Origin of the sequence: Parvibaculum sp. (assembly GCF_030694575.1) — a bacterium.
Taxonomy (GTDB): domain Bacteria; phylum Pseudomonadota; class Alphaproteobacteria; order Parvibaculales; family Parvibaculaceae; genus Parvibaculum.
Genome location: NZ_JAUYUS010000096.1, coordinates 1 through 21,847 on the forward strand (window position 1 = coordinate 1; position 21,847 = coordinate 21,847).

General features: G+C 64.2%; 19 protein-coding genes. 2 read left to right on the top strand and 17 right to left on the bottom strand.

Annotated features, from left to right (window positions below; all coding sequences use genetic code 11):
• The first annotated feature begins 345 nt into the window (after positions 1–345).
• Both Q8S60_RS13380 and Q8S60_RS13385 read left to right on the top strand, forming a co-directional pair.
• Positions 346–1,089, top strand: coding sequence for an AraC family transcriptional regulator (locus Q8S60_RS13380; protein WP_297773882.1), 744 nt, complete (start codon positions 346–348; stop codon positions 1,087–1,089).
• 85 nt (positions 1,090–1,174) lie between these two features.
• A complete protein-coding gene (locus Q8S60_RS13385; RefSeq protein ID WP_297773879.1) occupies positions 1,175–2,023 on the top strand; it encodes a sterol desaturase family protein in 849 nt (282 codons plus the stop codon).
• A 185-nt stretch (positions 2,024–2,208) separates the two neighbouring features.
• Here Q8S60_RS13385 and Q8S60_RS13390 read toward each other — a convergent pair whose 3' ends face one another.
• The 17 genes from Q8S60_RS13390 to Q8S60_RS13470 all read right to left on the bottom strand — a co-directional run bounded on the left by Q8S60_RS13390 (position 2,209) and on the right by Q8S60_RS13470 (position 21,801).
• Complete coding sequence (locus Q8S60_RS13390) at positions 2,209–5,355, bottom strand: efflux RND transporter permease subunit (protein ID WP_305278586.1); 3,147 nt, start codon at positions 5,353–5,355, stop codon at positions 2,209–2,211.
• A complete protein-coding gene (locus Q8S60_RS13395) occupies positions 5,352–6,890 on the bottom strand; it encodes an efflux RND transporter periplasmic adaptor subunit (RefSeq protein ID WP_297774303.1) in 1,539 nt (512 codons plus the stop codon). Before Q8S60_RS13395 ends, Q8S60_RS13390 begins: the two co-directional genes overlap by 4 nt.
• Positions 6,891–6,969: 79 nt before the next feature.
• A complete protein-coding gene (locus Q8S60_RS13400; protein WP_305278589.1) occupies positions 6,970–7,272 on the bottom strand; it encodes a hypothetical protein in 303 nt (100 codons plus the stop codon).
• Between the two features lie 381 nt (positions 7,273–7,653).
• On the bottom strand, positions 7,654–8,109 hold the full coding sequence (locus Q8S60_RS13405) for a hypothetical protein (protein ID WP_297773871.1): 456 nt from the start codon (positions 8,107–8,109) through the stop codon (positions 7,654–7,656).
• A gap of 10 nt (positions 8,110–8,119) precedes the next feature.
• Positions 8,120–9,478 carry an MBL fold metallo-hydrolase gene (locus tag Q8S60_RS13410; RefSeq protein WP_297773869.1) on the bottom strand — a complete coding sequence of 453 codons (1,359 nt, stop codon included), beginning with the start codon at positions 9,476–9,478 and terminating at the stop codon, positions 8,120–8,122.
• A 94-nt stretch (positions 9,479–9,572) separates the two neighbouring features.
• Positions 9,573–10,784 (bottom strand): efflux RND transporter periplasmic adaptor subunit, encoded by a 1,212-nt coding sequence (locus Q8S60_RS13415; RefSeq protein ID WP_305278593.1) that lies wholly within the window; start codon positions 10,782–10,784, stop codon positions 9,573–9,575.
• A 3-nt stretch (positions 10,785–10,787) separates the two neighbouring features.
• Complete coding sequence (locus Q8S60_RS13420) at positions 10,788–13,151, bottom strand: ABC transporter permease (protein WP_305278594.1); 2,364 nt, start codon at positions 13,149–13,151, stop codon at positions 10,788–10,790.
• A 3-nt stretch (positions 13,152–13,154) separates the two neighbouring features.
• Positions 13,155–13,865 (bottom strand): ABC transporter ATP-binding protein, encoded by a 711-nt coding sequence (locus Q8S60_RS13425; protein ID WP_297773860.1) that lies wholly within the window; start codon positions 13,863–13,865, stop codon positions 13,155–13,157.
• A 35-nt stretch (positions 13,866–13,900) separates the two neighbouring features.
• Complete coding sequence (locus Q8S60_RS13430; protein ID WP_297773858.1) at positions 13,901–14,326, bottom strand: hypothetical protein; 426 nt, start codon at positions 14,324–14,326, stop codon at positions 13,901–13,903.
• A 39-nt stretch (positions 14,327–14,365) separates the two neighbouring features.
• On the bottom strand, positions 14,366–14,944 hold the full coding sequence (locus Q8S60_RS13435; RefSeq protein WP_297773855.1) for a hypothetical protein: 579 nt from the start codon (positions 14,942–14,944) through the stop codon (positions 14,366–14,368).
• A 65-nt stretch (positions 14,945–15,009) separates the two neighbouring features.
• On the bottom strand, positions 15,010–15,666 hold the full coding sequence (locus tag Q8S60_RS13440) for an isoprenylcysteine carboxylmethyltransferase family protein (protein ID WP_297773852.1): 657 nt from the start codon (positions 15,664–15,666) through the stop codon (positions 15,010–15,012).
• Positions 15,656–15,910: a DUF2933 domain-containing protein gene (locus Q8S60_RS13445; protein ID WP_297773850.1), complete on the bottom strand. Its 255-nt coding sequence runs from the start codon at positions 15,908–15,910 to the stop codon at positions 15,656–15,658. Before Q8S60_RS13445 ends, Q8S60_RS13440 begins: the two co-directional genes overlap by 11 nt.
• A gap of 28 nt (positions 15,911–15,938) precedes the next feature.
• A complete protein-coding gene (locus Q8S60_RS13450) occupies positions 15,939–18,248 on the bottom strand; it encodes a cation-translocating P-type ATPase (protein WP_297773847.1) in 2,310 nt (769 codons plus the stop codon).
• Between the two features lie 2 nt (positions 18,249–18,250).
• On the bottom strand, positions 18,251–18,532 hold the full coding sequence (locus tag Q8S60_RS13455) for a DUF5676 family membrane protein (RefSeq protein ID WP_297773845.1): 282 nt from the start codon (positions 18,530–18,532) through the stop codon (positions 18,251–18,253).
• A gap of 74 nt (positions 18,533–18,606) precedes the next feature.
• On the bottom strand, positions 18,607–19,176 hold the full coding sequence (locus tag Q8S60_RS13460) for a plastocyanin/azurin family copper-binding protein (protein WP_297773842.1): 570 nt from the start codon (positions 19,174–19,176) through the stop codon (positions 18,607–18,609).
• Positions 19,177–19,279: 103 nt separating this feature from the next.
• The gene (locus Q8S60_RS13465) at positions 19,280–20,002 is read right to left on the bottom strand and encodes a copper resistance protein B (protein ID WP_297773839.1); all 723 of its coding nucleotides are present in this window, start codon (positions 20,000–20,002) and stop codon (positions 19,280–19,282) included.
• Positions 20,002–21,801: a copper resistance system multicopper oxidase gene (locus Q8S60_RS13470; RefSeq protein ID WP_297773837.1), complete on the bottom strand. Its 1,800-nt coding sequence runs from the start codon at positions 21,799–21,801 to the stop codon at positions 20,002–20,004. The genes Q8S60_RS13465 and Q8S60_RS13470 overlap by 1 nt, the downstream gene beginning before the upstream one ends.
• Positions 21,802–21,847 lie beyond the last annotated feature (46 nt).

A 21,847-nucleotide genomic window follows, 5' to 3' on the forward strand; every position in this document is an offset into this window, starting at 1 on the left:
ATGAAGCCGGCCCTGAAGGGTACGAACCCGGTGCCATCAAGGGTCATCTGACGCCAGATGACCCCGCCCCACGAGCTCACAATCATCACCCGACGGATGATCCGCCGCTCTCGCATCGACTAAATCAACAATATCGGCGCATAGGCGACAGCCATTCTCGATCGCCGTATCTTTAAAGACGAAGGCTTGGTGACCGTCTTCACTGAAGCGGTTTCCGAAGGCACCTTCCGAATACGCCCATCAACACCGGCTCATGAAAACAATGCCTCTTAAAGAATCCGATGGCGTCTCGAAAACAGTCCCCATTTATTGGTCGTCGACCAAGACGGCAGCGGGAGATACCTGTTGACGCGGACAGAACGCTGGACAGGATCACTTACCATTGGGGACGGATGGGCAAGCCTTGAGGGCGTCACCGGCGGAAATGCGCCGCATGCACACCTCGCGCATCAGATGACGGCGGCAATCGACCGTTCCCTCGAAGTCGAATGCGCTGGCAAGGTACACCTGGTTCCGTCCGGCCAGTATGCCATCATCCCTTCCGGCCTCGCGCACTCGATCGGCCCCTCCGGAACACGTATCCGCAGTTTCTATTTCGACCTGGCAAGATTTGAAGTTGCAACGAAGGTAAGCACACGAAGCTTTGAAATTGCTGATCCGCACCTATCGGCCGCGCTAGACGTGTATGATGACACCGGTGTCTTTCCTGGCGAAATTCTCAGCCAATCCATACCTGATCGTCGACGGAATTTGCCGGGCCACGCTCTAGTGGAACTACTTGAGTCTGCCGCACCCGCGGTCACGCCACGGTGGGTAGCACAGTCCCTCGGCGTGTCTTCAAGCCGCCTGCGTCAAATATCACACTCTACCTTTGGGGTTCCGATCTCATACGTATTGCAATGGCGTCAATTGCAGTGCGCAGCCCGCGCACTATCAGAATCGGCAAGTCTGGCTGATGCTGCAGACGCCGGTGGATTTTCCGACCAGGCGCATTTCACCCGCCGTATGCGCCGCTGGTTCGGCGTTGCTCCGGGCGCTGGCCTGTCAGGCCTCGATATCCGGGTCTCTTCATCTGCATCCGGCTGCTGAATCGTTCAAGACGGCGTCGATGCGCGGGGTTACCGATCCATTCGCGAGGCTGTCTGCCCTCACGCGCCGGATGATTGGAGGCCCGATGAACGCGCTTAAATGGATTACCCGCTGGACCTACGCACCTCTGATCCTGGTGGGCTTCAACGCCGCCGCGATGATGATTGTCATATCGGATGTCCCGAAGTGGACGCTCGGTTGGTTGTTGGCCGCAGCGATCGGCGTTTCGTTTCTGATTGAAGGTTTCATTCCATATCAGAAAGACTGGAACCGTCCGCAGGGTGACAGGTCTAGAGATCTCATGCACTTCCTGGTCAATGAAGCGTCCATCGCTGGATCCGTAATGCTGATACCGGTTGCTGCTGTCTTGATGCCATTTCCCCGGCTATGGCCCGATGCCTTGCCGCTGTGGGCGCAACTCATCCTAGCCATCCTTGTGGCCGATGCCGGCATCACGCTTGCCCACTGGGCGAGCCACCGGAACAATATCCTCTGGCGCTTTCACGCCGTCCACCACAGCGTCCGTCGGATGTACGGATTCAACGGTTTGATGAAACATCCGCTCCATCAGGCGATCGAACTCACGGCCGGGACCGCCCCACTTGTCCTCGCGGGTATGCCGCTGGAGGTGGCCCTTCTGCTCGCTTTCGCGGTGGCAGTGCAGCTGCTCCTTCAACATTCGAACGCCGATATGCGGATTGGGCCCCTGCGCTATGTCCTCGCTCTTGCGCCCGTGCACCGCTTTCATCATCTGAAGTCAGCCGAAGAGGGCGACGTGAATTTCGGTCTTTTCACAACGCTCTGGGATCGGTTACTTGGAACGGCCGCGTTTGACCCGGATAAAAGGTTCACTTCCGCCGATCTCGGCATTGGCGATATGCCAGACTATCCGCGCACGTATCTGCGCCAGCTGATCCAACCGTTTCGCCAATAGACCCACGCCATGCTCGTCGCGCCGCTACAGTTTGCAACTCGCCAATATCGAACGGCGCCAAACTTTCCAAGTACCCGTGGCTCTTTTTTCTGCCGTCGTTCAAATTAGACGGCTGACAGTACGCTGTTCCTCACAAGCTTGTGTTTTGGATTATATGAAAAGCGTAAGCCAGCCGTAGCAAGCTCTTACATGATCGCTTGGGCACTCATTTGCGATCCGGCCCTTGACAATCTCATGCCGTGGACGATCGCGTAGATCGCCGGGATCACGACGAGGGTGAGGATGGTGGAGGACACCATGCCGCCGATCATCGGCACGGCGATGCGCTGCATCACCTCGGCGCCGGTGCCGGTGGCCCAGAGGATCGGCAAGAGGCCCGCCATGATGGTGATGACGGTCATCATTTTCGGCCGCACGCGCCCGACGGCGCCCTCCATGATGGCGCCGTTGAGGTCGGCGCGGGTGAAGGCACGGCCCTCGGCCGTGGCGAGCGCCTTCGCGTCGCGAAGCGCGTGGTCGAGATAGAGCAGCATCACGACGCCGGTTTCGGCCGCGACGCCCGCCAGTGCGATGAAGCCGACGGTGGCCGCGACGCTCATGTTGAAATCGAGCGCCGCCATCAGCCAGAGCCCGCCGACCAGCGCGAAAGGCAGCGACAGCATCACGATGAAGGTTTCGGTGAGGCCCTTGAAGTTGAGATAGAGCAGCAGGAAAATCACCAGGAGCGTCACCGGGATGACGACAGCCATTCGCTGCTGCGCGCGCGCCAGATATTCGAACTGGCCGCTCCAGGCGACCGTGTAGCCGGGCGGCAGCGCGACTTCACCGGCGACCACGCGCCGCGCCTCGCCGACATAGCCGCCGAGATCGCGGTCGCGGATATCGACAAAGACATAGACGACCGGCTGGCCGCTTTCGGTGCGCACCATGGTGGGGCCGCGTGCCCGCGTGATGTCGGCGATCTCGCCGAGCGGAACGGCGGCGCCGGCCGGCGTCGTAACGAAAACTTCGCGCGCGATCGCCTCCGGATCGGCGCGGGAGGCCTGCGGATAGCGCATCACCACGTCATAGCGCTCGCGCCCCTCGACCGTGGCGGTGAGGGCTTTGGCGCCGAGCGCCATCGCAATCGTCTCCTGCACCGTCTCCATCGAGAGGCCGTGCCGGGCGATGCGGTCGCGGTCGGGCTTGATGTCGAGAAAATAGCCGCCATTGACGCGTTCGGCATAGGCCGACGAGGTGCCGGGAACGGCGCGCAAGGCGGTTTCGACCTCGCGGGCGATCCGTTCGAGCTCGACCAGATCGGGGCCGAATATCTTGACGCCGACCGGTGTGCGGATGCCGGTCGAGAGCATGTCGATGCGAGCCTTGATGGGCATCGTCCAGGCATTGGAGACGCCGGGGAACTGCAGCGCGGCGTCCATTTCGGCAATCAGCTTGTCGAGGTTCATGCCCCGCCGCCAGTCGCTTTCGGGTTTCAGGTTGATGACGGTCTCGAACATTTCCATCGGCGCGGGATCGGTCGCGCTGTCGGCGCGGCCGGCCTTGCCCCAGACAGAGGCGACCTCGGGAAAGCCGACGATGATCCGGTTCTGCGTCTGCAGAAGTTCGGCCGCCTTCGTCACCGAAAGGCCCGGCAGCGTGGTCGGCATATAGAAGAGCGTCCCCTCGTTGAGGTTCGGCATGAATTCCGAGCCGATGCGGCTGAGGGGCGCCACCGTGACGGCGAGCACGATGACGGCTGCGAGGATGGTGGCGCCCCGGGCGCGCAGCACCAGCGCAATGACGGGCCGGTAGAGCCAGATCAGCGCCCTGTTGAGCGGATTTTTCGCCTCCGGCACGATCCGGCCGCGAATGAAGATCGTCATCAGCACCGGCACCAGCGTGATCGAAAGAAGGGCGGCGGCGGCCATCGCAAAGGTCTTGGTGGCGGCAAGCGGCTTGAAGAGGCGGCCTTCCTGCGCTTCCAGCGTGAAAATCGGCAGGAAGGAGACGGTGATGATCAGCAGGCTGAAAAAGAGCGCCGGGCCCACTTCCTGCGCCGCTTCGATGACGACGGCGCTGCGCGAGGCGCCGGGCGGCGCATGCTCGAGCCGCTTGTGGGCGTTTTCGATCATCACGATCGCCGCATCGACCATGGCGCCGATCGCGATCGCGATGCCGCCAAGGCTCATGATGTTGGAAGGGATGCCGAGTGCATGGGTGGCGGCCAACGCCATCAGAATACCGACCGGCAGCGTGACGACGGCGACAAGCGCGCTGCGCGCATGCCAAAGAAAGAGGAAACAGACCAGCGCCACAACGATGCTTTCCTCGACGAGCGTGCGCACCAGCGTGTCGATGGCGCGGCGGATGAGCTCGGAGCGGTCATAGACCTCGACGATTTCGGTGTTGCCCGGCAGGCTCGGTGCGACCGCCGCAAGCTCGCGCTTGACGTTTTCGATGACGTCGAGCGCATTGGCGCCATGGCGCTGCAGGGCGATGCCGGAGACCGCCTCGCCCTCGCCGCCCAGTTCGGCGACGCCGCGCCGTTCGTCGGGCGCGAGCTCGACACGCGCCACATCGCGCAGCAGCAGCGGCGTGCCGCCCTCGGCGCGAAGCACGATCCTTTCGATGTCCTCGATGCCGGCGAGATAACCGCGGCCGCGGATCATGAATTCGGTTTCGGCAAGTTCGATGGTGCGACCGCCGACATCCATGTTGCTGGCGCGCACCGCACCGGCGATATCGGCAAGCGAGAGCCCCGTGCTTTTCAGCAGGAGCGGATCGACGATGATCGCATATTGCCGGACGAAGCCGCCCACCGTCGCGACTTCAGCGACGCCCTCGGCTCGCGAAACGGCGAAGCGGACCTGCCAGTCCTGCAGCGAGCGCAGTTCGGCGAGGTTCAGCTCCGAGGATTTCAGCGCATATTGATAGACCCAGCCGACACCGGTCGCGTCCGGCCCGAGCGAGGGCGTCACGCCGTCGGGCAGGCGGTCGGCACCCGCGCTCAGATATTCGAGGACGCGGCTTCGCGCCCAGTAGAGGTCGGTACCGTCCTCGAAGACGACATAGACGAAGGAAACGCCGAAGAAGGAAAAGCCGCGCACGACGCGGGAGCGCGGCACGTTGAGCATCGCTGTCGTGAGCGGAAAGGTCACCTGATCCTCGACGACCTGCGGCGCCTGTCCCGGAAAGTCGGTGACGATGATGACCTGCGTGTCCGACAGGTCCGGTATCGCGTCGAGCGGAATGCGCGCGACCGAATAGATGCCGGCGACGATCGCAAAGAGCGCGCCGATCAGTACCAGAACGCTGTTGCGCGCCGACCAGCCGATGATGCCCGCGATCATGGCGCCACCGGTTCGGCGGTGAAGGCCGAAAGCGCCGTCTGGAGATTGCTCTCGGCGTCGATCAGGAAGATGCCGGAGGTGACAATCTCCTCGCCGGCGGTCAGGCCCTCCCTGATCTCGACATCGGCGCCGGCGCGGGCGCCGAGGCGAACGTCGCGCGGTTCGAAAAGCCCCTCGCCGCGCGCAACGAAGACGATCTGGCGCGCGCCGTCGTCGATGACCGAAGCGGCCGGCACAGCGAGCGCCGGTCTGTCGCCGACCGGCGCGGCGATATCGACGCGCACAAAATGACCGAGCTTGAGGCGCCCGTCTTCGTTCGGCACGACGAGCCGGACCCGGCCCGAGCGGGTCGTCCTGTCGAGATCGGGATAGACGAAATCGACAATGGCTTCGCGCGTTTCGCCGGGCATGGCCGGCATCGACAATTGCGCGGTCTGGCCGGGCCTGACGAGCGCGAGATCCTGTTCAGCGATTTCGGCCATCACCCAGAGCGCCGAGAGATCGGCGATCTTGAAGAGCGTGTCGCCGGCCGCAAAGCGCATGCCGTCGAGCGAGGGCTTTTCGATGACGGTGCCGCCAAGCGGCGCCTCGAAAGTCACCACGCGTGCCGGCGCGCGCGTGCGCGCCATTTCGGCGATGGTGGCGTTCGAAATGCCGAAGAGGCGGAGGTTCTGCGCGGCGCGTTCGACATCGCGGCCGCCGCGCGCGAGTGCCGAGAGATAGTCAGCCTGTTTGCGCAACAGCGTGTCGCTCTCGATCCAGGCCGTCATCAGCGGCGCGCCGGCCGCCACCATGCCGCCGGTCGTACGGACATCGAGACGTTCGACAAAGCCGTCGAAGCGCGCCGTCACCAGCGCGACGCGGGCCTCGTCCGCCGTCACGGTGCCGGCACCGCGGACCGAGCGGACGAGATCGCGGCGTTCGACCGCCACGGTCCGAACACCGGCGCGCTGCGTCTTTTCCGGGCTGATACGGACGGTCCCCCCGGGGCCTGCCAGCTCGTCCTCATAGACGGGGATGTAGTCCATCCCCATCGAGTCCTTTTTCGGCACCGGCGATATATCGGGCAGACCCATCGGGTTGCGGTAGTAGCGTATCTTGCGCTCCCCTGCCGCTGGCGCGGCAGGGGTTGCATCGGCTTTTTTCTCGACGGCTGTGTAGATGACGACGCCCTTGACGGGCTCCGGCACGCCGTCGATTTCCGCTTCGATCGTGAGCGCCCATCGACCCGCCATCACGATCTTCGTTTCGAAAGCGATGACATCCGGCGCGTCGGCCGGGACCGGCGTCAGCGGTGTGTCCATCATCGCCATGCCGTCGGGGCCCATGTCGAGCCGCGTCGAGACGATGTCGATATTCCCCGCCGGCACAGGCGTGCCGCTCGGGTCAAGCAGCCGGACCTCGATCCGGACGCTCTCGCCGACCGGTATTTCATCCGATACGGCGTCGAATTTGTAGGTCTGAGGTTGGGCGCCGGCGATGCTCCATATGCCGGCTATCGCCATGACGGCGACAAGCACAGCAATCGCGGACACTCTGGGCAAGCGAACCATAGGACTCTCCTGAAACTGATGTGACGGTTGGCGCGCAACGGGAATGCCGCGCGCCGGTGCGTCACACCGCTCTGGGAGGCCGTCGCAAGGGAGAGGGAGAAAGGTCGGCCCGGCCAATGTCCGGCGCGCGAACCGCTTTGATGGCGCGTTCGGCCAGGGCAAATCCGGGCGCAACAGCAAGCTGAAGCGGCAGCTTGCCGCAGGCGGTCATGCAGAGGGCCGAGCTGTCGCAGGTTGCCGTGTCAGCGTGGTCGCAATCGTCGCAGCAGGGCCCCGCCATCTCGCCCGCGCCATGTGCCATATGCGTCGTGGCGCCCTCATCGGCCATCGCGTAAGCCGAGGCCATCATATCGAGACCGGTCACCGGCGCCGCAACCGTTGTCAGAAGAAACGCAACCGCCAGCGCCGCCGCAAGCCAGTGACGACGGCGTTTTATGCTTCGGCACCTGATGGACGTCCTCTTCATGACAGCAGGCTAACACAGACATCTATACGGAGAGCTACACAAAAAAGTCATCGAAAACGCCCCTCCCAACCTCCGTCGGACGACGGGGGAAGTTACACGGGCGTTCCACCACATCGGCGTGTCGAAGCCGACGATTCAAAGTCTTCTTTTGGTTCGGAAGCAGATTCCAAGACATCGAATATAGCCAACCTACGATCTCATCACCGTTCAGTTTGATGGCATTTTCAAAGCAACTGGTGTGCCGGGCGAAAACAAGTCAACTACATCGACGAAGAAGCATCAGCGTTTCTTCATCCGCCTCCCCAGCCACCAGAAAATCAATCCCGGCAAAACAATCCACTGGGCGACCGGCGAAAGGCCGGCGTCGAGGATGGGGATGACCGGCATCAGGTCGCGATAGGCCCAGGAGGCGCGGATGACGATGTTGAGCCATTCGCTGAAGAGGGTATAGGCGAGGCCGATCGCGATGGTGGCGGCGGCGACGCGGCCGTAAGCCTGCGCCGGCCAGTGGCCGTTGCCGAAAAGGAGGAGCGCCGCCATCAGGGCGGCCAGCGCGATCAGGATGTCGCCGCCGGTGCAATGGAGCGCGGCGAAGACAATCTCGCCTCGCGTTCCGGTCTCCCAGAGTGTGTAGAGCGGCATATGCGCGAATTCCCAGGCAAGATTGCCGAGCGCCATCAGGGCGATGTAGCGCCGCAGGAAAGGGAGCCAGTCGTTGCGGCCGTTGTTCAACATCGGCATTCCCTCACAGCGTGAAGACCTGGTCCTGGCGCGGAACGGCGACGTTCCAGCCGAGCTCGCGGTCGATGCGGACGCGCAGGGCTTCCGAGGCATCGGGTTCGCCATGAACGACAAAAGCCTGTTGCGGCGGGCGGCGGAGGGCCGAGAGCCAGCGCATGATCTCGTCGCCATCGGCATGGGCCGAGAGCATCGGCAGATCGGCGATCTCGGCGCGGACCGGCACCCACTGGCCATGAATCTTCGTTTCGCGCGCACCCTGCAGCATGGCGCGGCCGCGCGTGCCGGCGGCCTGAAAACCGGAAAAGAGGATCGTGTGCTTGCGGTCCGTCGCGAAGGACTTCATGTGATGCAGGACGCGGCCGCCGGTCGCCATGCCGCTCGCCGAAATGACGATCTTCGGGTAGGCGTTGGCGGTGACCTCCTTCGAGTCGTCGACCTCGCGCACATAGGTCGCGATATCGCAGACCTGCTTGCAAACAGGCGGCGTCAGGCGGTGATCGTCGCGATGGGCGCAGAGGAGTTCGCTCGCATTGATCGCCATCGGGCTGTCGAGATAGACCGGCACGTCGCGGAGGCGCCCGGCCTGTTTCAGCGCCCAGATGTAATAAAGAAGCGACTGGGCGCGGCCGACCGCAAAGGCCGGGATCACCACCGTGCCGCCGCGCGCCACCGTGTTCTCGATGACGGCGCCGAGCTGTTCGACCGGATCGGATTCGTTATGGCTGCGATTTCCATAGGTCGATTCAACGACGACATAATCGGCCTCCGGCACCGGCTCGGGATCGACCATCACCGGGTCGCCATAGCGGCCGAGATCGCCGGAGAAGAGGATCTTCTTCCCACCCCAGCCGATTTCGACCGTGGCGGCGCCGAGAATGTGGCCGGCATGGCGGAAGGTCAGCGTGGCGCCGCCGGGCAGCGAAACGGATTTGTGATACGGAACGGCGGTGAAGGCCTCGATTGCGCGCTCGGCATCGCGGATGCCGTAGAGCGGCAGCGCCGGCTTGTGCTTCGAATAAGCCTTGCGGTTGGCGTATTCGGCGTCCTTCTCCTGAATATGGCCGCTGTCCTTCAGAATGAGGGATGCCACTTCGCGCGTCGCGTCGGTCGCAAAGATGCGGCCGCGAAAGCCGTCGCGCACGATCTTCGGCAGATAGCCCGAATGATCGAGATGGGCGTGGGTGAGCACGATGGCGTCGATCGAGCCGGGATCGACCGGGAACGGCGCCCAGTTGAGCTCGCGCAGGTTCTTCAGCCCCTGGAAGAGGCCGCAATCGACGAGGATGCGGTGGCCGTCCAGCGTCAGCAGATGCTTGGAACCGGTGACGGTGCCCGCGCCGCCCAGCGAAGTCAGAGTGAACATGTGACGCCTTCTCTTGTTGGCGGCAGGCCCGAATGCCGGCCGCGTTTCCCTGTCCGGCTTGCGCCGGCATTCTCGCGTTCCCTACGCACCGTCTTCAACGGATGACGCGCTCGGCAACCGCCGTGCCCTCTTCCACCCGGTCGCTCGGATGCAGCACAACCCGGTCGCCGGCTTCGAGGCCGCTCCGCACCTCGGCGACGCGATTGTTCCGCCGGCCGATGTCGACGGGCGTCAGGCGCGCACGGCCGTCGCGGACCGCGTAGACCGCCCAGTTGTCGCCCTTGCGAAAGAGCGCCGCGACCGGAACGGTGACGGCCTCTTCGGCGCTCCATGCCGTCACGTGAACGACGACGTGGAAGTCGTGCCCGAGCCGCGACCAGGCTTCCGGCGGATCGACAAAGTCGATGACCGTGCGGACCCGCTGTTCCTCGATGCCCAGCGTCGAAATCTTGGTGAAGCCCGCAGGGTCGATGCGCGCCACCCTGCCCCGAACCGGCGTGCCGCCCCAGCCGTCGATGCGCACCGCGGCGCCCGGTTCGATCTGCACGGCATCGGTGGAGAGAAGGTCCGCCACCACTTCAAGATCGGCCGGGTCGCCGATCTCGATCAGGGGCGTGCCGGCCTGGACGACCGCCTCGCTTTCCTGAACGATCCGCAAGACGCGGCCACTAACCGGCGCGCGCAATTCGATGCGCCAATCGGAGTCATCCGACGCCGCGACCGCCAACGGGTCGCCCAAGCGCACCATCACGCTTGTCCGCTCGCTGCGTCTCACATCGAGTTGCGCCTTTGCGCTGGAGAGCGCGGCATTGCCGGTCTCGGCATCGAAGCGGGCCTTGTCCAGAGTCTTGGCCGAGATCACGCCCCTGCGCGCCAGTTCCTCGGCGCGGCGAAGCTCGTTTTGAGCGAAATCATGTGCAGCCTCGATACGGTGGATTTCGTGTTCGGCGAGCTCGATGGCGGCCTCCGCGGCGACAAGCGCGGCCTGAAGCTCGTCACGCGTGCGCGCATCGAGGAAGGCCGGCGCCATGGGCTGCATCGCCGCCACGATCGTTTCATCGGCCGCGACTTCGTCCCCGACATAACGCGGCGTCCGCAAGACCTTGCCGGCGATGGGTGCCGAAACGGTGTAGACGTGGCGCACGCGGGTGCGGCCGGTGTCCTCGACCGTGACCTCCATGGGCCCCCGGACAATTTCCGCCATGTCGACTGCGACCGGTTGCGGCCAGGCGAACCAGATGAGGAATGCGAAGGCCACCGCGACCGCAAGACCCGCCATTATTCTCTTCAGCCCAATCGTCTGCATGATTCAATCCCGCGTTTTGAGAACGGCCACAAGGTCCAGCCTGTCGATCCGGCGGCGCATGGCCAGCGCCGAGAGCGTGGCCGCGGCGAGCACGACCAGACTGGCAAAAACATAAGTCGTATTTTCGATGTTCAGCGGCGTGCGCATCAGCTCGCCAGCCATGTTGGCATTGAGGAGCCGGGCGAGGCCGTAGCCGATCGCCCATCCCGGCGGCTGGGCGATGAGAACGATCAGCGCCAGTTCAAGCAGCAGAAAGCGCAAGGCCTCGGCGCGCGAAAAGCCCAGGACGCGAAGACTGGCGAGTTCGCGGGCCCGCTCCGAAAGCGATATCCGGGCGCTGTTGTAGACGACGCCGAAGGCGATGACGGCCGCGAGCCCGGTGTAGATCGCCGCCATGGTCGTCACGATGGTGACCATGGCCTGGCGGAAATTCGCCAGCGACACGCGCTGCAGGGCGACGCCGCTGACGGCCGGCATGATCTTCAGCGCATCGTAGAGCGTGCCGAGCATGGTTGCGTCGAGGCTCAGATGGACACCGTTCACCGTCGGCGCCTCGCGCATCAGGCGCGACAGCGCATCGGCGTCCATCATGCCGCTGATGCCGAAATAATCCTCGACCCGCGCCGCGACCGGCAGCGAGACGGTTCGGCGCTGCCCTTCCAGAATGTCGATCTCGACAAAATCGCCGACACCGACACCGAGGACGGTGGCCAGCCAGTCCGAAATCGCCAACCCCGTTTCGGGCAGAACGACCGGGCGCAGATCGACGTCGATGATGCGGCTCAGATCGGCGCTGCGCGTGCGGCCGCCGATCATCACGCGGCGTTCGATGCTGCCGTTGCGGATGCGCACGGGGACGCCGCGATAGGGCTCGGCATCGAGAACGCCCGGCAGGCGTGCCATCTGGAGGACGGCGTTGCGGGGCCGTTTCTCGACGAAGCTGACCGTTGCGTCCTGCCGGTCGGCCATGAAATAGGTGACGTCGATCAACTCATCCATGGCGTCGTTGATGAAGAGCGAGACGATGAGGATGCCGGTGCTGAACGCCATGCCGAGCACCGTCAGCGCGGCGCGCACCGGATGCCGGGTCACGTTGCGCAGCATCATCACGGAGGGTTGCGAGAGGACACCGCGAAAGGGAACGCCTTGCGGCAGCAGACGCCGGAAGCGCGGCGGCGACGGCGGCTGCATCGCGACCGCGGGCGCCAACCCGACAATGTCGCGGAGCGAGCGGGCGGCGCCGATGGTCGCAGCGGCGATGCTCAGCGCCGCGCCCCCCACATAGATGTCCGGGCTCTTGATGAAGACCAGAAAGGGGAAGCGGTAATATTCGGCAAGGAGGCTCGTGATGTGGCCGCCGAGCCAGGTGCCGGCGACGCTGCCGATGGCGATGCCCGTCACGGCGATGGCAAGAACCAGCTTCAGATAATGGATGGCGACGGCCGCGTTTCCATAGCCGACCGCCTTCAGGAGGCCGATCTGCTCGCGTTCGAGCGCGACCAGCCGGCCGAGCGTGAGATTGACCAGGAAGGCGGTGAGGAGAAGGAAGATCGGCGGCAGCGTGCGGCTCATATTGCCGAGCATGTCGAGCGAGTGATCGAGAAAGGCGTGCGAGGTCTGGTTCTTGCGGCCATAGGCCGCCGCGCCGCCATAACGGTCGAGCAAGGCATCGAGCTGCTGGATGACTTCGCGCTCGGAAGCGTCTTGCGAGAGCTTGAGGCTGACGGCGGAAAAGGCGCCTTCGAGATCGTAAATGCCGGCAAGCGCCTTTTTCGACATCCAGACAATGCCGAAACGGCGGTCGTCGGGCATGCGGTCGCCCGGCCCGATCGCGTAGACGAATTCCGGCGAGAGCGCGATGCCGACCACGGTCACCTCGCGCTTGCGGCCGTTCAGGATCGCCGAGAAGCGCGCGCCGGGCGTGAAGGCATGGGCCTTGGCGAAGGACTCGTTGACGACGACCTCGTCGGCCCGGGCCGGGTCCGGCATCCGACCGAGGCGCAGATAGAGGCGGTTGAGGACCGGCTCGCCGCTTTCGGGCAGGGAGATGAACTGGCCGGTGGCCGGCTCGCGCACGCCCGCAATGTCGAGCAGGGCGAGACTGGCGATCCGCGTCTCGACCGCGACGACGCCGGGGATCTCCGCGATGCGCGCGGCGAGCGTATCCGGCGCGCGGCGGACCGTGGCGAAGACATCGGCAAAGCGATAGCGCTCGTAATAGGCAAGCCGCGTTTCGTCGAGCGAACGGTAGGAGCCGACGGCAAGGATGATCGTGGCGACGCCGCCGGCGACGACCAGCGCAATCGCCAGCACCTGCGCCCGGAGGCGGATCAGGTCACGAAACAGCTTGATGTCGAGAATGCGCATGGCTCACCAGGTGATCTCGCCGGCCGACTGCCGCCGTTCGTTCGCGACGGTTCCCGAGACCCGGCCATCGGCAAAGGAGATCACCCGATGGGCGAGCTTCTGAATGGCCGCATTGTGCGTGATGATGAGGGTCGTGGTCCCGAGCTGCTCGTTGACGCCGAGCAGCGCTTCGATGACGCGCATGCCGGTCACGGAATCCAGCGCACCGGTCGGCTCGTCGCAGAGCAGCACCTCCGGCCGCTTCGCGATCGCGCGCGCCACGGCGACGCGCTGCTGCTCGCCGCCGGAAAGCTGCGCCGGGAAATGGTCCATGCGCTGCTCGAGCCCGACCAGCGCCAGCGCGTCTTCCGGCGACATCGGGTCCTCGGTGATTTCCGTCACCAGCGCGACGTTCTCGCGCGCCGTCAGACTCGGGATCAGATTGTAGAACTGGAAGACGAAGCCGATATGCCGCCGGCGATAGGCGGTGAGGCCGCGGTCGTCGAGCGCGGTGATGTCGGTGTCCTTGAAAAACAGCCGGCCGCTTGTCGCGTGATCGAGGCCGCCAGCGATGTTCAGCAAGGTCGACTTGCCGCTTCCCGACGGGCCCAGCAGCACGACCACCTCGCCGGTCCAGATGTCGAGGTCGACACCGCGCAGCGCGTGAACCTCCACCTCGCCCTGCACGTAGGTTTTCGTCAGCCCCTCGGCGGCGAAAAGTTTCTGCGGCGTCACGGCTCTTTCCCTCCCGTCCAGCGATCCATGCCGGATTACCCTTTCCACCACCGCCACAGGAGCGCCGTTGCGGCAACCACCGCCAACAGAAAGAGCGGCACGACAAACCAGAGAAAATCCGAGCCGATGACGATGTTGCTGATCGCGAAGCGGCCGGTTGCCAATAACAGACCCAGCGCCGTGCCGGCGAGAAGCCAGGCCCTCGCGCCGCCGGCCAGATAAATGCCGATGCCGGAAAGGACAATGCCAAAACCGGCCGTGAAACCGCCCCAGGTTGCGAAAACAATGCCCAGCCATTCGACGAATGCCGGCGGAAGGAGCGCAAGGTCAATGCCGGTGTGGCGCATATCCTCCGGCAGCAGCGGTGGCCGGAGAAACATGAAATAGATGCCCGTTCCCACAATCAGGATGCCGAGCACCAGCACAAGGCAACCGGCGATGCGATCGTTGCGTGCGGTCATTTTTTCTCCAGCCCCGATGCGCCGGTTCGGCGCCCGGCGTTATTCGATCTGTCGGACCAGACCCGGATGGCGGTTGAAGGCGAGCTTCTGGACCAGCGAACCGTCGACGGTGACGATTTCGGCCGTGACGCTGCCATCGGCCGCTTTCGCGATCTTGCCGATCTTCAGGCGCGGATTGGCGTGCCATTCGAGCCGTTTTTCGAGAAAGGCGCGGACGCTTTCGGGTGTCATCTCTTCCGTCGCGCCGTGCGGCATGCCGTAGAGGAGACCCGGACCGCCCATCATGCCCTGCATGTCGGCGCCGGCACGCATGCCCATCATCATCTGCATCGAGGGGCACATCATCATGGCGTTTTCCATGTTCATGCCGCCCTCGCCTTTGGGCCCGCCCATCATGCCCTGCATCATCTTCATCATCTCGGGCGTCATCATGCCTTTCATGTCCGCCATGCCATCCGGGCCGGCGGCCGTTCCGGCTTCGGGCGCGGCGGGCGCGGCTTCGGCCGGATGATGGGCGTCATGCTCTTCGGGATCGGCGGTCTGGGCGGCGGCGGCGGCGCCGGCCCCGAAAATCAGCAGCGCGGCGAGCGCGGCCGCGCGCAACGAATATGTTCGCATGGGAGGTCTCCTCATGGGTCTCGTGCTCCTCGTTTGGTGTTGCCGGGCGTCCGGCGCGGCGCGGCTCACGACGCGCCTTCGCCGGACAGACCGGAGAGGCGGGGGATGAAGGCCGGCACGCGCGCGGCGTAGCGGCGGTAGGTCTCGCCGAATTCAGCTTCCATCTCGCGTTCCTCGTGGCTCGCGAGACGCCAGTACATGACGAGCAGGACCGGCAGCATCAGGCCGGTGAGCAAGGTCGGCCATTGCAGGAAGAAGCCGATCATGATGAGGGCGAAGCCGGCATATTGCGGGTGACGCAGGCGGGCGTAAGGCCCCGCCACAGCGAGTTTTCCTTCGCCTTGCGCCTCGTGGAGCCGGCGCCAGGCGGCCGCGATCAGCACGAAGCCGCCGCCGATCAGCACGAAGCTCAGCAGATGGAACGGGCTCCAATGCGGGTTCATGGACCAGCCGAAAAGCGCCGGCCAGAGATGTCCCGCATCGTGGGAGAAGGGATCGAGGGCGGGGAATTGATTACCAGCCCAGCCCGCCAGCAGATAAAGCGTCAGCGGAAAGCCGTACATTTCCGCAAACAGCGCGACGACAAAGGCCGAGAAAGCGCCCAGCGAGCGCCAGTCGCGCGGTGTTTTCGGTTTGAAAAAGCTGAAGGCGAAGAGGATGAAGACCGCCGCATTGACGGCGGCCAGAAACCAGAGGCCATAGGCCGGCGCGTCACCGTTCATCGCCCGGTCCTCCGTCGCGGTCGCGGCGGCCATGACCGCCATGGGAGCCGTGGCCGCCGTGACCGCGATGCATGAAGAAATGCATGCCGCCGCACAGCAGCAGGAACAGGAGCGGCCATGCGCCCAGAAGATGCGCGCCGTGTTCAAGCACCAGAAAGAGCCCCGCGACCACGAGGAAGACGCCGAGCGTCAATCCCGCGGGCGAGCGCCAGAAGACATTCCTGTCATCGCGTCGGATGGTCATGAGATGAGTTCCTTTTCATACAGCGCGATCATTTGTCGAGCCCGAGCTTCGCGCGTTTCAGCAACAGCGAATTGCCGATAACTGAAAGCGAACTGGCCGTCATCGCGACGACGCCGATCATCGGATGCAGCAGACCGAGGGCGGCAATCGGGATCGCCGCGACATTGTAGAACCAGGCCCAGAAGAGGTTTTCGACGATCTTGCGGAAGGTCGCCTTCGACAAGCGGATCGCTTCGACGACCTTCGTCAACTCGCCACCGACCAGCGTTACATCGGCGGCCTCGATGGCGACATCGGCGCCGGCGCCGATGGCGATGCCGACATTGGCCTGTTTCAGCGCCGGCGCGTCGTTGATGCCGTCGCCGACCATCGCGACCTTGTCGCCATATTTTTCCTGAAGCGCCCGAATGGCGTCGACCTTGCCCTCGGGCAGGACGGCCGCCATCACCTCCTCGATGCCAACCTGGCGGGCGACGTAACGCGCAGTGCGCTCATTGTCGCCGGTGATCATCACCACATGGATGCCCATTTGCAGCAGGGTGGAAATGGCGGCGGCCGAGTCCTCCTTGACGGTGTCGGCCACCGCGACGATTCCAGCCGCGCGATCGCCGATGGCCACCAGCACGGCGCTCTTGCCGGTGGTTTCAAGTTCGGCCAGCTGCGTTTCGAGCGCCGCAATGTCGATTCCGGCTTCGCCGAGATAGCGGCGGTTGCCGACGCGCACGTGCCTGCCGCCGACGCGGCCCTCGACGCCGCGTGCGACATGCGCCGTGAAGCCCTCGACCTTCGGAACATCGATGCCCCGGTCGCGCGCACCGGTAACCATGGCCTGACCCAGCGGATGTTCGGAGCCCGCCTCCACAGAGGCCGCGGCGGAAAGCACCTCATCTTCGACGAAACCGTCGGCCGCCACGACATCGGTCAGCGCGGGCTGGCCGCGGGTGATGGTGCCGGTCTTGTCGAGCACAACCGCCCTGATGTCCTTCAGGGTCTGGATCGCCTCGCCGGAACGGATCAGCACGCCGCGCTCGGCGCCGAGCCCCGAACCCACCATGATCGCCGTCGGCGTCGCCAGGCCCAGCGCACAGGGGCAGGCGATGACGAGGACCGCGACGGCGGAGAGAATGCCGACCATCAGCGGCGACAATTCGGGATTGACCCAGGGCAGGAAGGCAGCACCCCAGAAGAGGATCGGCCGCAGGCTCTCGCTGAAGAAGAGCCACATCGCGAGGCTGCCGAGGCTGATCAGGATGACCGCCGGGACGAAGCGCGCCGTCAGCCGGTCGGCGAATTCCTGGATCGGCACTTTCGAGCCCTGCGCCTCTTCGACCAGACGGATGACCTGCGACAGGAAGGTGTCGGCGCCGATCTTCGTGGCGCGGATCTTCAGCATGCCTTCCTTGTTGATGGTGGCGCCGATGACGGGATCGCCCGGCCCCTTCTCGACCGGCACGGACTCCCCCGTCGCAATCGACTCGTCGAGATGGCTTGCGCCTTCGACAATCTCGCCGTCGGTCGGGACCTTGGCGCCCGGCCGCACCACCATGATGTCGCCCGTCTGCAACTCGGCAACGGGCACCTCGATCTCGGCTTCATCGCGCAGTACCGTGGCGGTCTTGGCGCCCATGGTGATCAACCGCTTGATCGCCTGACTGGCGCGGCCCTTGGCGCGCGTCTCCAGATAGCGGCCCAGCATGTGAAAGGTCATGATGGTGGCCGCCATCTCGATGAAGGAAGTCATCGGATAGAAAAAACCGACAAGGCCGATCAGATAGGGCGGCAGGCTGCCCATCGAGATCAGCACGTCCATGTTGGCGGTGCGGTTGGTCAGCGAAAGCCAGGCCGAGCGATGGGTGGCGAAGCCGCCATAGAGAAACACCACCGGGAAGGCGAGAACGGCCACGATCGCCAGGTAGAACGGGATCGGCTGCCAGAACATGTGCGGCGCCATGATCAGCATGATTACCGATGTCGGGACGGCGGCGATCCAGAGCCGTTTCGAAGCCTGGGCAAGGTAGCGGTCCTCGACAGCGCCTTCGTCGGCTGCCGAGGCGGGTTTCGCCTCGTCAAGCGCCGCAACTTCGTAGCCGGCACGTTCGACGGCGGCGCGAAGGCTTGACGTGTCGGTTCGCGCCGGGTCGAAGCGGACCGTCACGCGGTGATTGGCGATGTTGGTGCCGACATCCGCAACGCCGTCGAGCCGCTTCAGCGAAGTGGAGACAAGCCCGGCACAATGATCGCTGCCCATGCCGGGGACGACGAGGCGGGCCGTGCGATTTGCCGCCGTTTGTTCCCTGTCGCCCGAAGAAGCGGCGGCTGTGCTGTCAGGCTTCGACATTTTCACGCATTCCCCGACTTGCGGCCGAAGCCGATGAAGAAATTATGGATCGGCGCGAAGACGACCGCGATGTACCAGCCGAAGACGAAGGCCCATACAAGGCCGATGAAGAAGCTCGGCCATGTGATCCAGGTGAAACCGGGCAACAGGTCGGACAGAAGCCGGTGCATGCCGGGATCCGACACCAGAAGACCGAAGAGCACGCACAGAATGTAGGTAACGACGAGGAACGTCCCGAGGGTCATCCCCAATGGAACGATGGCAATACGTCCTGTCTTGTCCATAGCCACTCTCCTTTTTGTCTCGACACCGTCGATATGGCGTCGGTCCCGAATGGATCTCGTTCAAGCCTGAAATCTCAGCTCACGACGATCCGGCCTTTCATGCCGACCTCGGAATGACCGATCAGGTTGCAGGAAAATTCGAAGGTTCCCGCCTTGGTGAAAGCCCAGACGAGCTCCTTCGTTTCGCCAGCATCGAGCGTGACAGTGTTGCCGGCCGCGGCGTGCATCGCCGCATGTTCCGGCGAGACCGGGTCCATTCCCATCTCGGTCATGTGCCTCATCATCTCGCGCGCCATTTCCTGATAGGCCGTGTCGCCGAGCGTGAACTCATGCGGCTGTTCGCCATTGTTGACGATCACGAAACGCACCGTCTCGCCGACATTGAACCTCAGCTCGGTTGTGCCGAACCTGATATCGGCAGCTTCGATCTCGACGGTCCTTGTGACTTGCGCGGGCTCACCCCGGTGGCCGAAGGCCGAGGTGTCGGCCATCTGCCGGTCCATCTCGCTCATCATGTCCGTCATGTCATGGGCCATGCCCGGCATCGATCCGTGGTCGTGACCCTTTTCCGAAGCGACCGCCGGGCCCGTCAACAGACCGAGGGCCGCCGCCATCAAAAACGATTTCCGGATTGTGCGTTTCATTGTTACAGCTCCTTGAGGGTTGATTGCGTGTTTCATTTTTACAGCTTCTTGAAGGTTGAACGATGCGTCGCCGCACCGATCCCGTTTCGCCGTCCTCGCGCCTTCAGAACCAGGCTCTCACACCGATGCGCAAGGTCGTGTCCTCGACATCGTCACCGGCGGCGCGGGTGATCGATGCCGTTTTGCCAAGATCGCGCTCCCAGACGAGATCGACATAGGGCGCGAATTTCCGAACAATTTCGTAGCGAAGCTGAAGACCCACCTCGATGCTGCTGAAGCCGGCGCCGACGCCCCGTTCGGGGACATCCTGCGCGAAGAGGTTCAGCTCGACATGCGGTTCGGCGATCAGTTTCTGCGTGATCGGAAGATCGAAGCTCTGTTCGAATCGCGCCGACAGATCGCCTTCCGTCGAAAGGAAAGCGGTCGCTTCCGTTTCGAAGAAGTAAGGCGCGAGGCCGACGACGCCGGCAGCGAGATATGTTTCACCGCGCGGCTCGAAATCCTGCCGGATGCCGACCAGCAGGTCCCAGAAGGGATGGACATTCCGGCCGTAGAAGAGCTGGGCTTCCGCTTTCTCGACATCGCCGTCGGCGATCTCGCCTTCGGCCCTGATCCAGAGACGCTCGACATCGCCGCCGATCCAGCCATCGAGATTGCCGTTCCAGAGGCCGCCATGCCTGTCGGCATAATCGACCTCCAGCTTGATCATGTTGAAAAGATCGGGGCCGTGATCGTCGTGTAGCACTGCCGGCTCTTCGGCGCGGGCGAAAGCGGGGATGGCGATGGCGAGGGTGAGCGCGAGCGTGGGGACAAGAATGTTCTTCATCACATGCTCCCATGGCCAGCATGCGACCCGTGCGCCGTGCCGTCTTTCGTGACGCCGATCGGCACGACCGCGCCATCCGGCGTGATTGCGTTATCGGCTGTCTCCGGCGGCTCGACGATGAAGGTCGTCATCATGCCCGAGACCATGTGGTAGAGCAGATGGCAGTGCAGCGGCCAGCCGCCGACCTCGCGCGCCGTCAACACAACCGAGACCGACTGACCCGGTGGCACGATGACGGTGTCCTTCAAGGGCCGGCGATCCTTGCTGCCGGTTTCGAGCTCGAAGAACATGCCGTGCAGATGCATCGGATGCGCCATCATCGTTTCATTGACGAAGGTGAGACGAACGCGCTCGCCATAGCGCACCCGGACCGGCCGCGCCTCGGCGAGGCGTGCATCGTCGAGCGTCCAGACATAACGCTCCATGTTGCCCGTGAGGCGCATTTCGATGGTGCGGGTCGGCTCGCTGTTGTCGACGTTGGGGCGAAGCGCGCGCAAGTCGCTGTAAGCCAGCACTTTCGCGTCCGGCGGAAAGCCCGAAGCCCAGCCGACCGGCCCGGTTTCGGGCGCGTCCGTTTCCGCGACGTTGCTTGCGGAGGCATGCCCCATGGCGCTGTGATCCATGGTGCTGTGGTCCATGGCGCCGGCGTTCGTGGTGCCGGAGTCGGTCGAACCGGAATCCATTGCTCCCATGTCGTGCCCCTCATGCGCCATACCCATATCGGCCATACTGAGGAGCGCGCGGGGACGCCGCTCGGGGATCGGCCCCGCCTCACCTTCCGACGTCGCGAGCGTCGCGCGCGCGTAACCCGCGCGGTCGATCGACTCCGCGAATAGCGTGTAAGGCATATCCTCCTTCGGCTCGACGATGACGTCGTAACGCTCGGCGACGCCGATCCTGAGTTCGTCGACCGGCACCGGGTTCACATCATTGCCGTCCGCCGCGACGACGGTCATTTTAAGGCCGGGAATCCGCACATCGAAGAACGTCATCGCTGCGCCGTTGATCAGGCGCAAGCGAATGCGCTCGCCCTTGCGAAAGAGAAAGGTCTCGTTCCGTTCGGGCGCCTTGCCGTTGACGAGGAAAGAGTAACCCGTGACATCGGCGAGGTCGGTCGGATCCATCCGCATGGCGCCCCAGTCGAGACGGTCCTGGACGGTGGCGCCGACGCCCTCTCTGCCGACATCGGCGAAGAAGTCGAGGAGCGTGCGCTTGCTGTAGTTGTAGTAGCCCGGATCGGCCTTGAGATTGCGCAGGACCCGATCGGAATCCTCGGGCGTGGCGTCGCCGAGAAGGACGACGTAATCGCGGTCGGTGCTGAAGGGCGTGGGCTTTGCCGGTTCAATGACAATCGCGCCGAGCACCGTCTGGTCCTGCGTGCCCGAATGGCTGTGATACCAATAGGTGCCGCTCTGACGGATGGGAAAAGTGTAGGTATAGGATGCCCCAGGCGCGATCCCCATGAAGCCGTTGAAGCCCGGTGCGCCGTCCATGATGCCGGGCAGAAGAATGCCGTGCCAGTGTACCGAGGTTGCTTCATCGGTCTTGTTGGTGACGGTAATCGTCGCATCCTCGCCTTCGCGCAGGCGCAAGGTCGGGCCCGGAACGCCGCCGTTGATCGTCATCTTCTCGACCATCCGGCCGCCGATCTCGACATGCGCGGTCTCGACCGTGAGGTCATATTCACCGGCGACAGCCGGGCCGGCGCCGGGCAGCGCCCAGAGCAGGGCGGCGCCCAGGATGGAAATAGTCCGTCCACGCAGGAGACGCGCAGGGTCGGTAAAAATTTTCGGAAACATCGCGAAGCACTCCATCCAATGGCAAAGAGGACGCACAGGCGTCCCG

Excerpts from the sequence above, each read along its gene's own strand:
- Q8S60_RS13460 (WP_297773842.1), bottom strand. The coding sequence starts at position 19,176 with ATGAAACGCACAATCCGGAAATCGTTTTTGATGGCGGCGGCCCTCGGT.
- Q8S60_RS13465 (WP_297773839.1), bottom strand. The coding sequence starts at position 20,002 with ATGAAGAACATTCTTGTCCCCACGCTCGCGCTCACCCTCGCCATCGCC.
- Q8S60_RS13390 (WP_305278586.1), bottom strand. The coding sequence starts at position 5,355 with ATGATCGCGGGCATCATCGGCTGGTCGGCGCGCAACAGCGTTCTGGTA.
- Q8S60_RS13385 (WP_297773879.1), top strand. The coding sequence starts at position 1,175 with ATGAACGCGCTTAAATGGATTACCCGCTGGACCTACGCACCTCTGATC.
- Q8S60_RS13455 (WP_297773845.1), bottom strand. The coding sequence starts at position 18,532 with ATGGACAAGACAGGACGTATTGCCATCGTTCCATTGGGGATGACCCTC.
- Q8S60_RS13445 (WP_297773850.1), bottom strand. The coding sequence starts at position 15,910 with ATGACCATCCGACGCGATGACAGGAATGTCTTCTGGCGCTCGCCCGCG.
- Q8S60_RS13405 (WP_297773871.1), bottom strand. The coding sequence starts at position 8,109 with ATGTTGAACAACGGCCGCAACGACTGGCTCCCTTTCCTGCGGCGCTAC.
- Q8S60_RS13410 (WP_297773869.1), bottom strand. The coding sequence starts at position 9,478 with ATGTTCACTCTGACTTCGCTGGGCGGCGCGGGCACCGTCACCGGTTCC.
- Q8S60_RS13435 (WP_297773855.1), bottom strand. The coding sequence starts at position 14,944 with ATGCGAACATATTCGTTGCGCGCGGCCGCGCTCGCCGCGCTGCTGATT.
- Q8S60_RS13440 (WP_297773852.1), bottom strand. The coding sequence starts at position 15,666 with ATGAACGGTGACGCGCCGGCCTATGGCCTCTGGTTTCTGGCCGCCGTC.
- Q8S60_RS13470 (WP_297773837.1), bottom strand. The coding sequence starts at position 21,801 with ATGTTTCCGAAAATTTTTACCGACCCTGCGCGTCTCCTGCGTGGACGG.
- Q8S60_RS13415 (WP_305278593.1), bottom strand. The coding sequence starts at position 10,784 with ATGCAGACGATTGGGCTGAAGAGAATAATGGCGGGTCTTGCGGTCGCG.
- Q8S60_RS13450 (WP_297773847.1), bottom strand. The coding sequence starts at position 18,248 with ATGTCGAAGCCTGACAGCACAGCCGCCGCTTCTTCGGGCGACAGGGAA.
- Q8S60_RS13430 (WP_297773858.1), bottom strand. The coding sequence starts at position 14,326 with ATGACCGCACGCAACGATCGCATCGCCGGTTGCCTTGTGCTGGTGCTC.
- Q8S60_RS13420 (WP_305278594.1), bottom strand. The coding sequence starts at position 13,151 with ATGCGCATTCTCGACATCAAGCTGTTTCGTGACCTGATCCGCCTCCGG.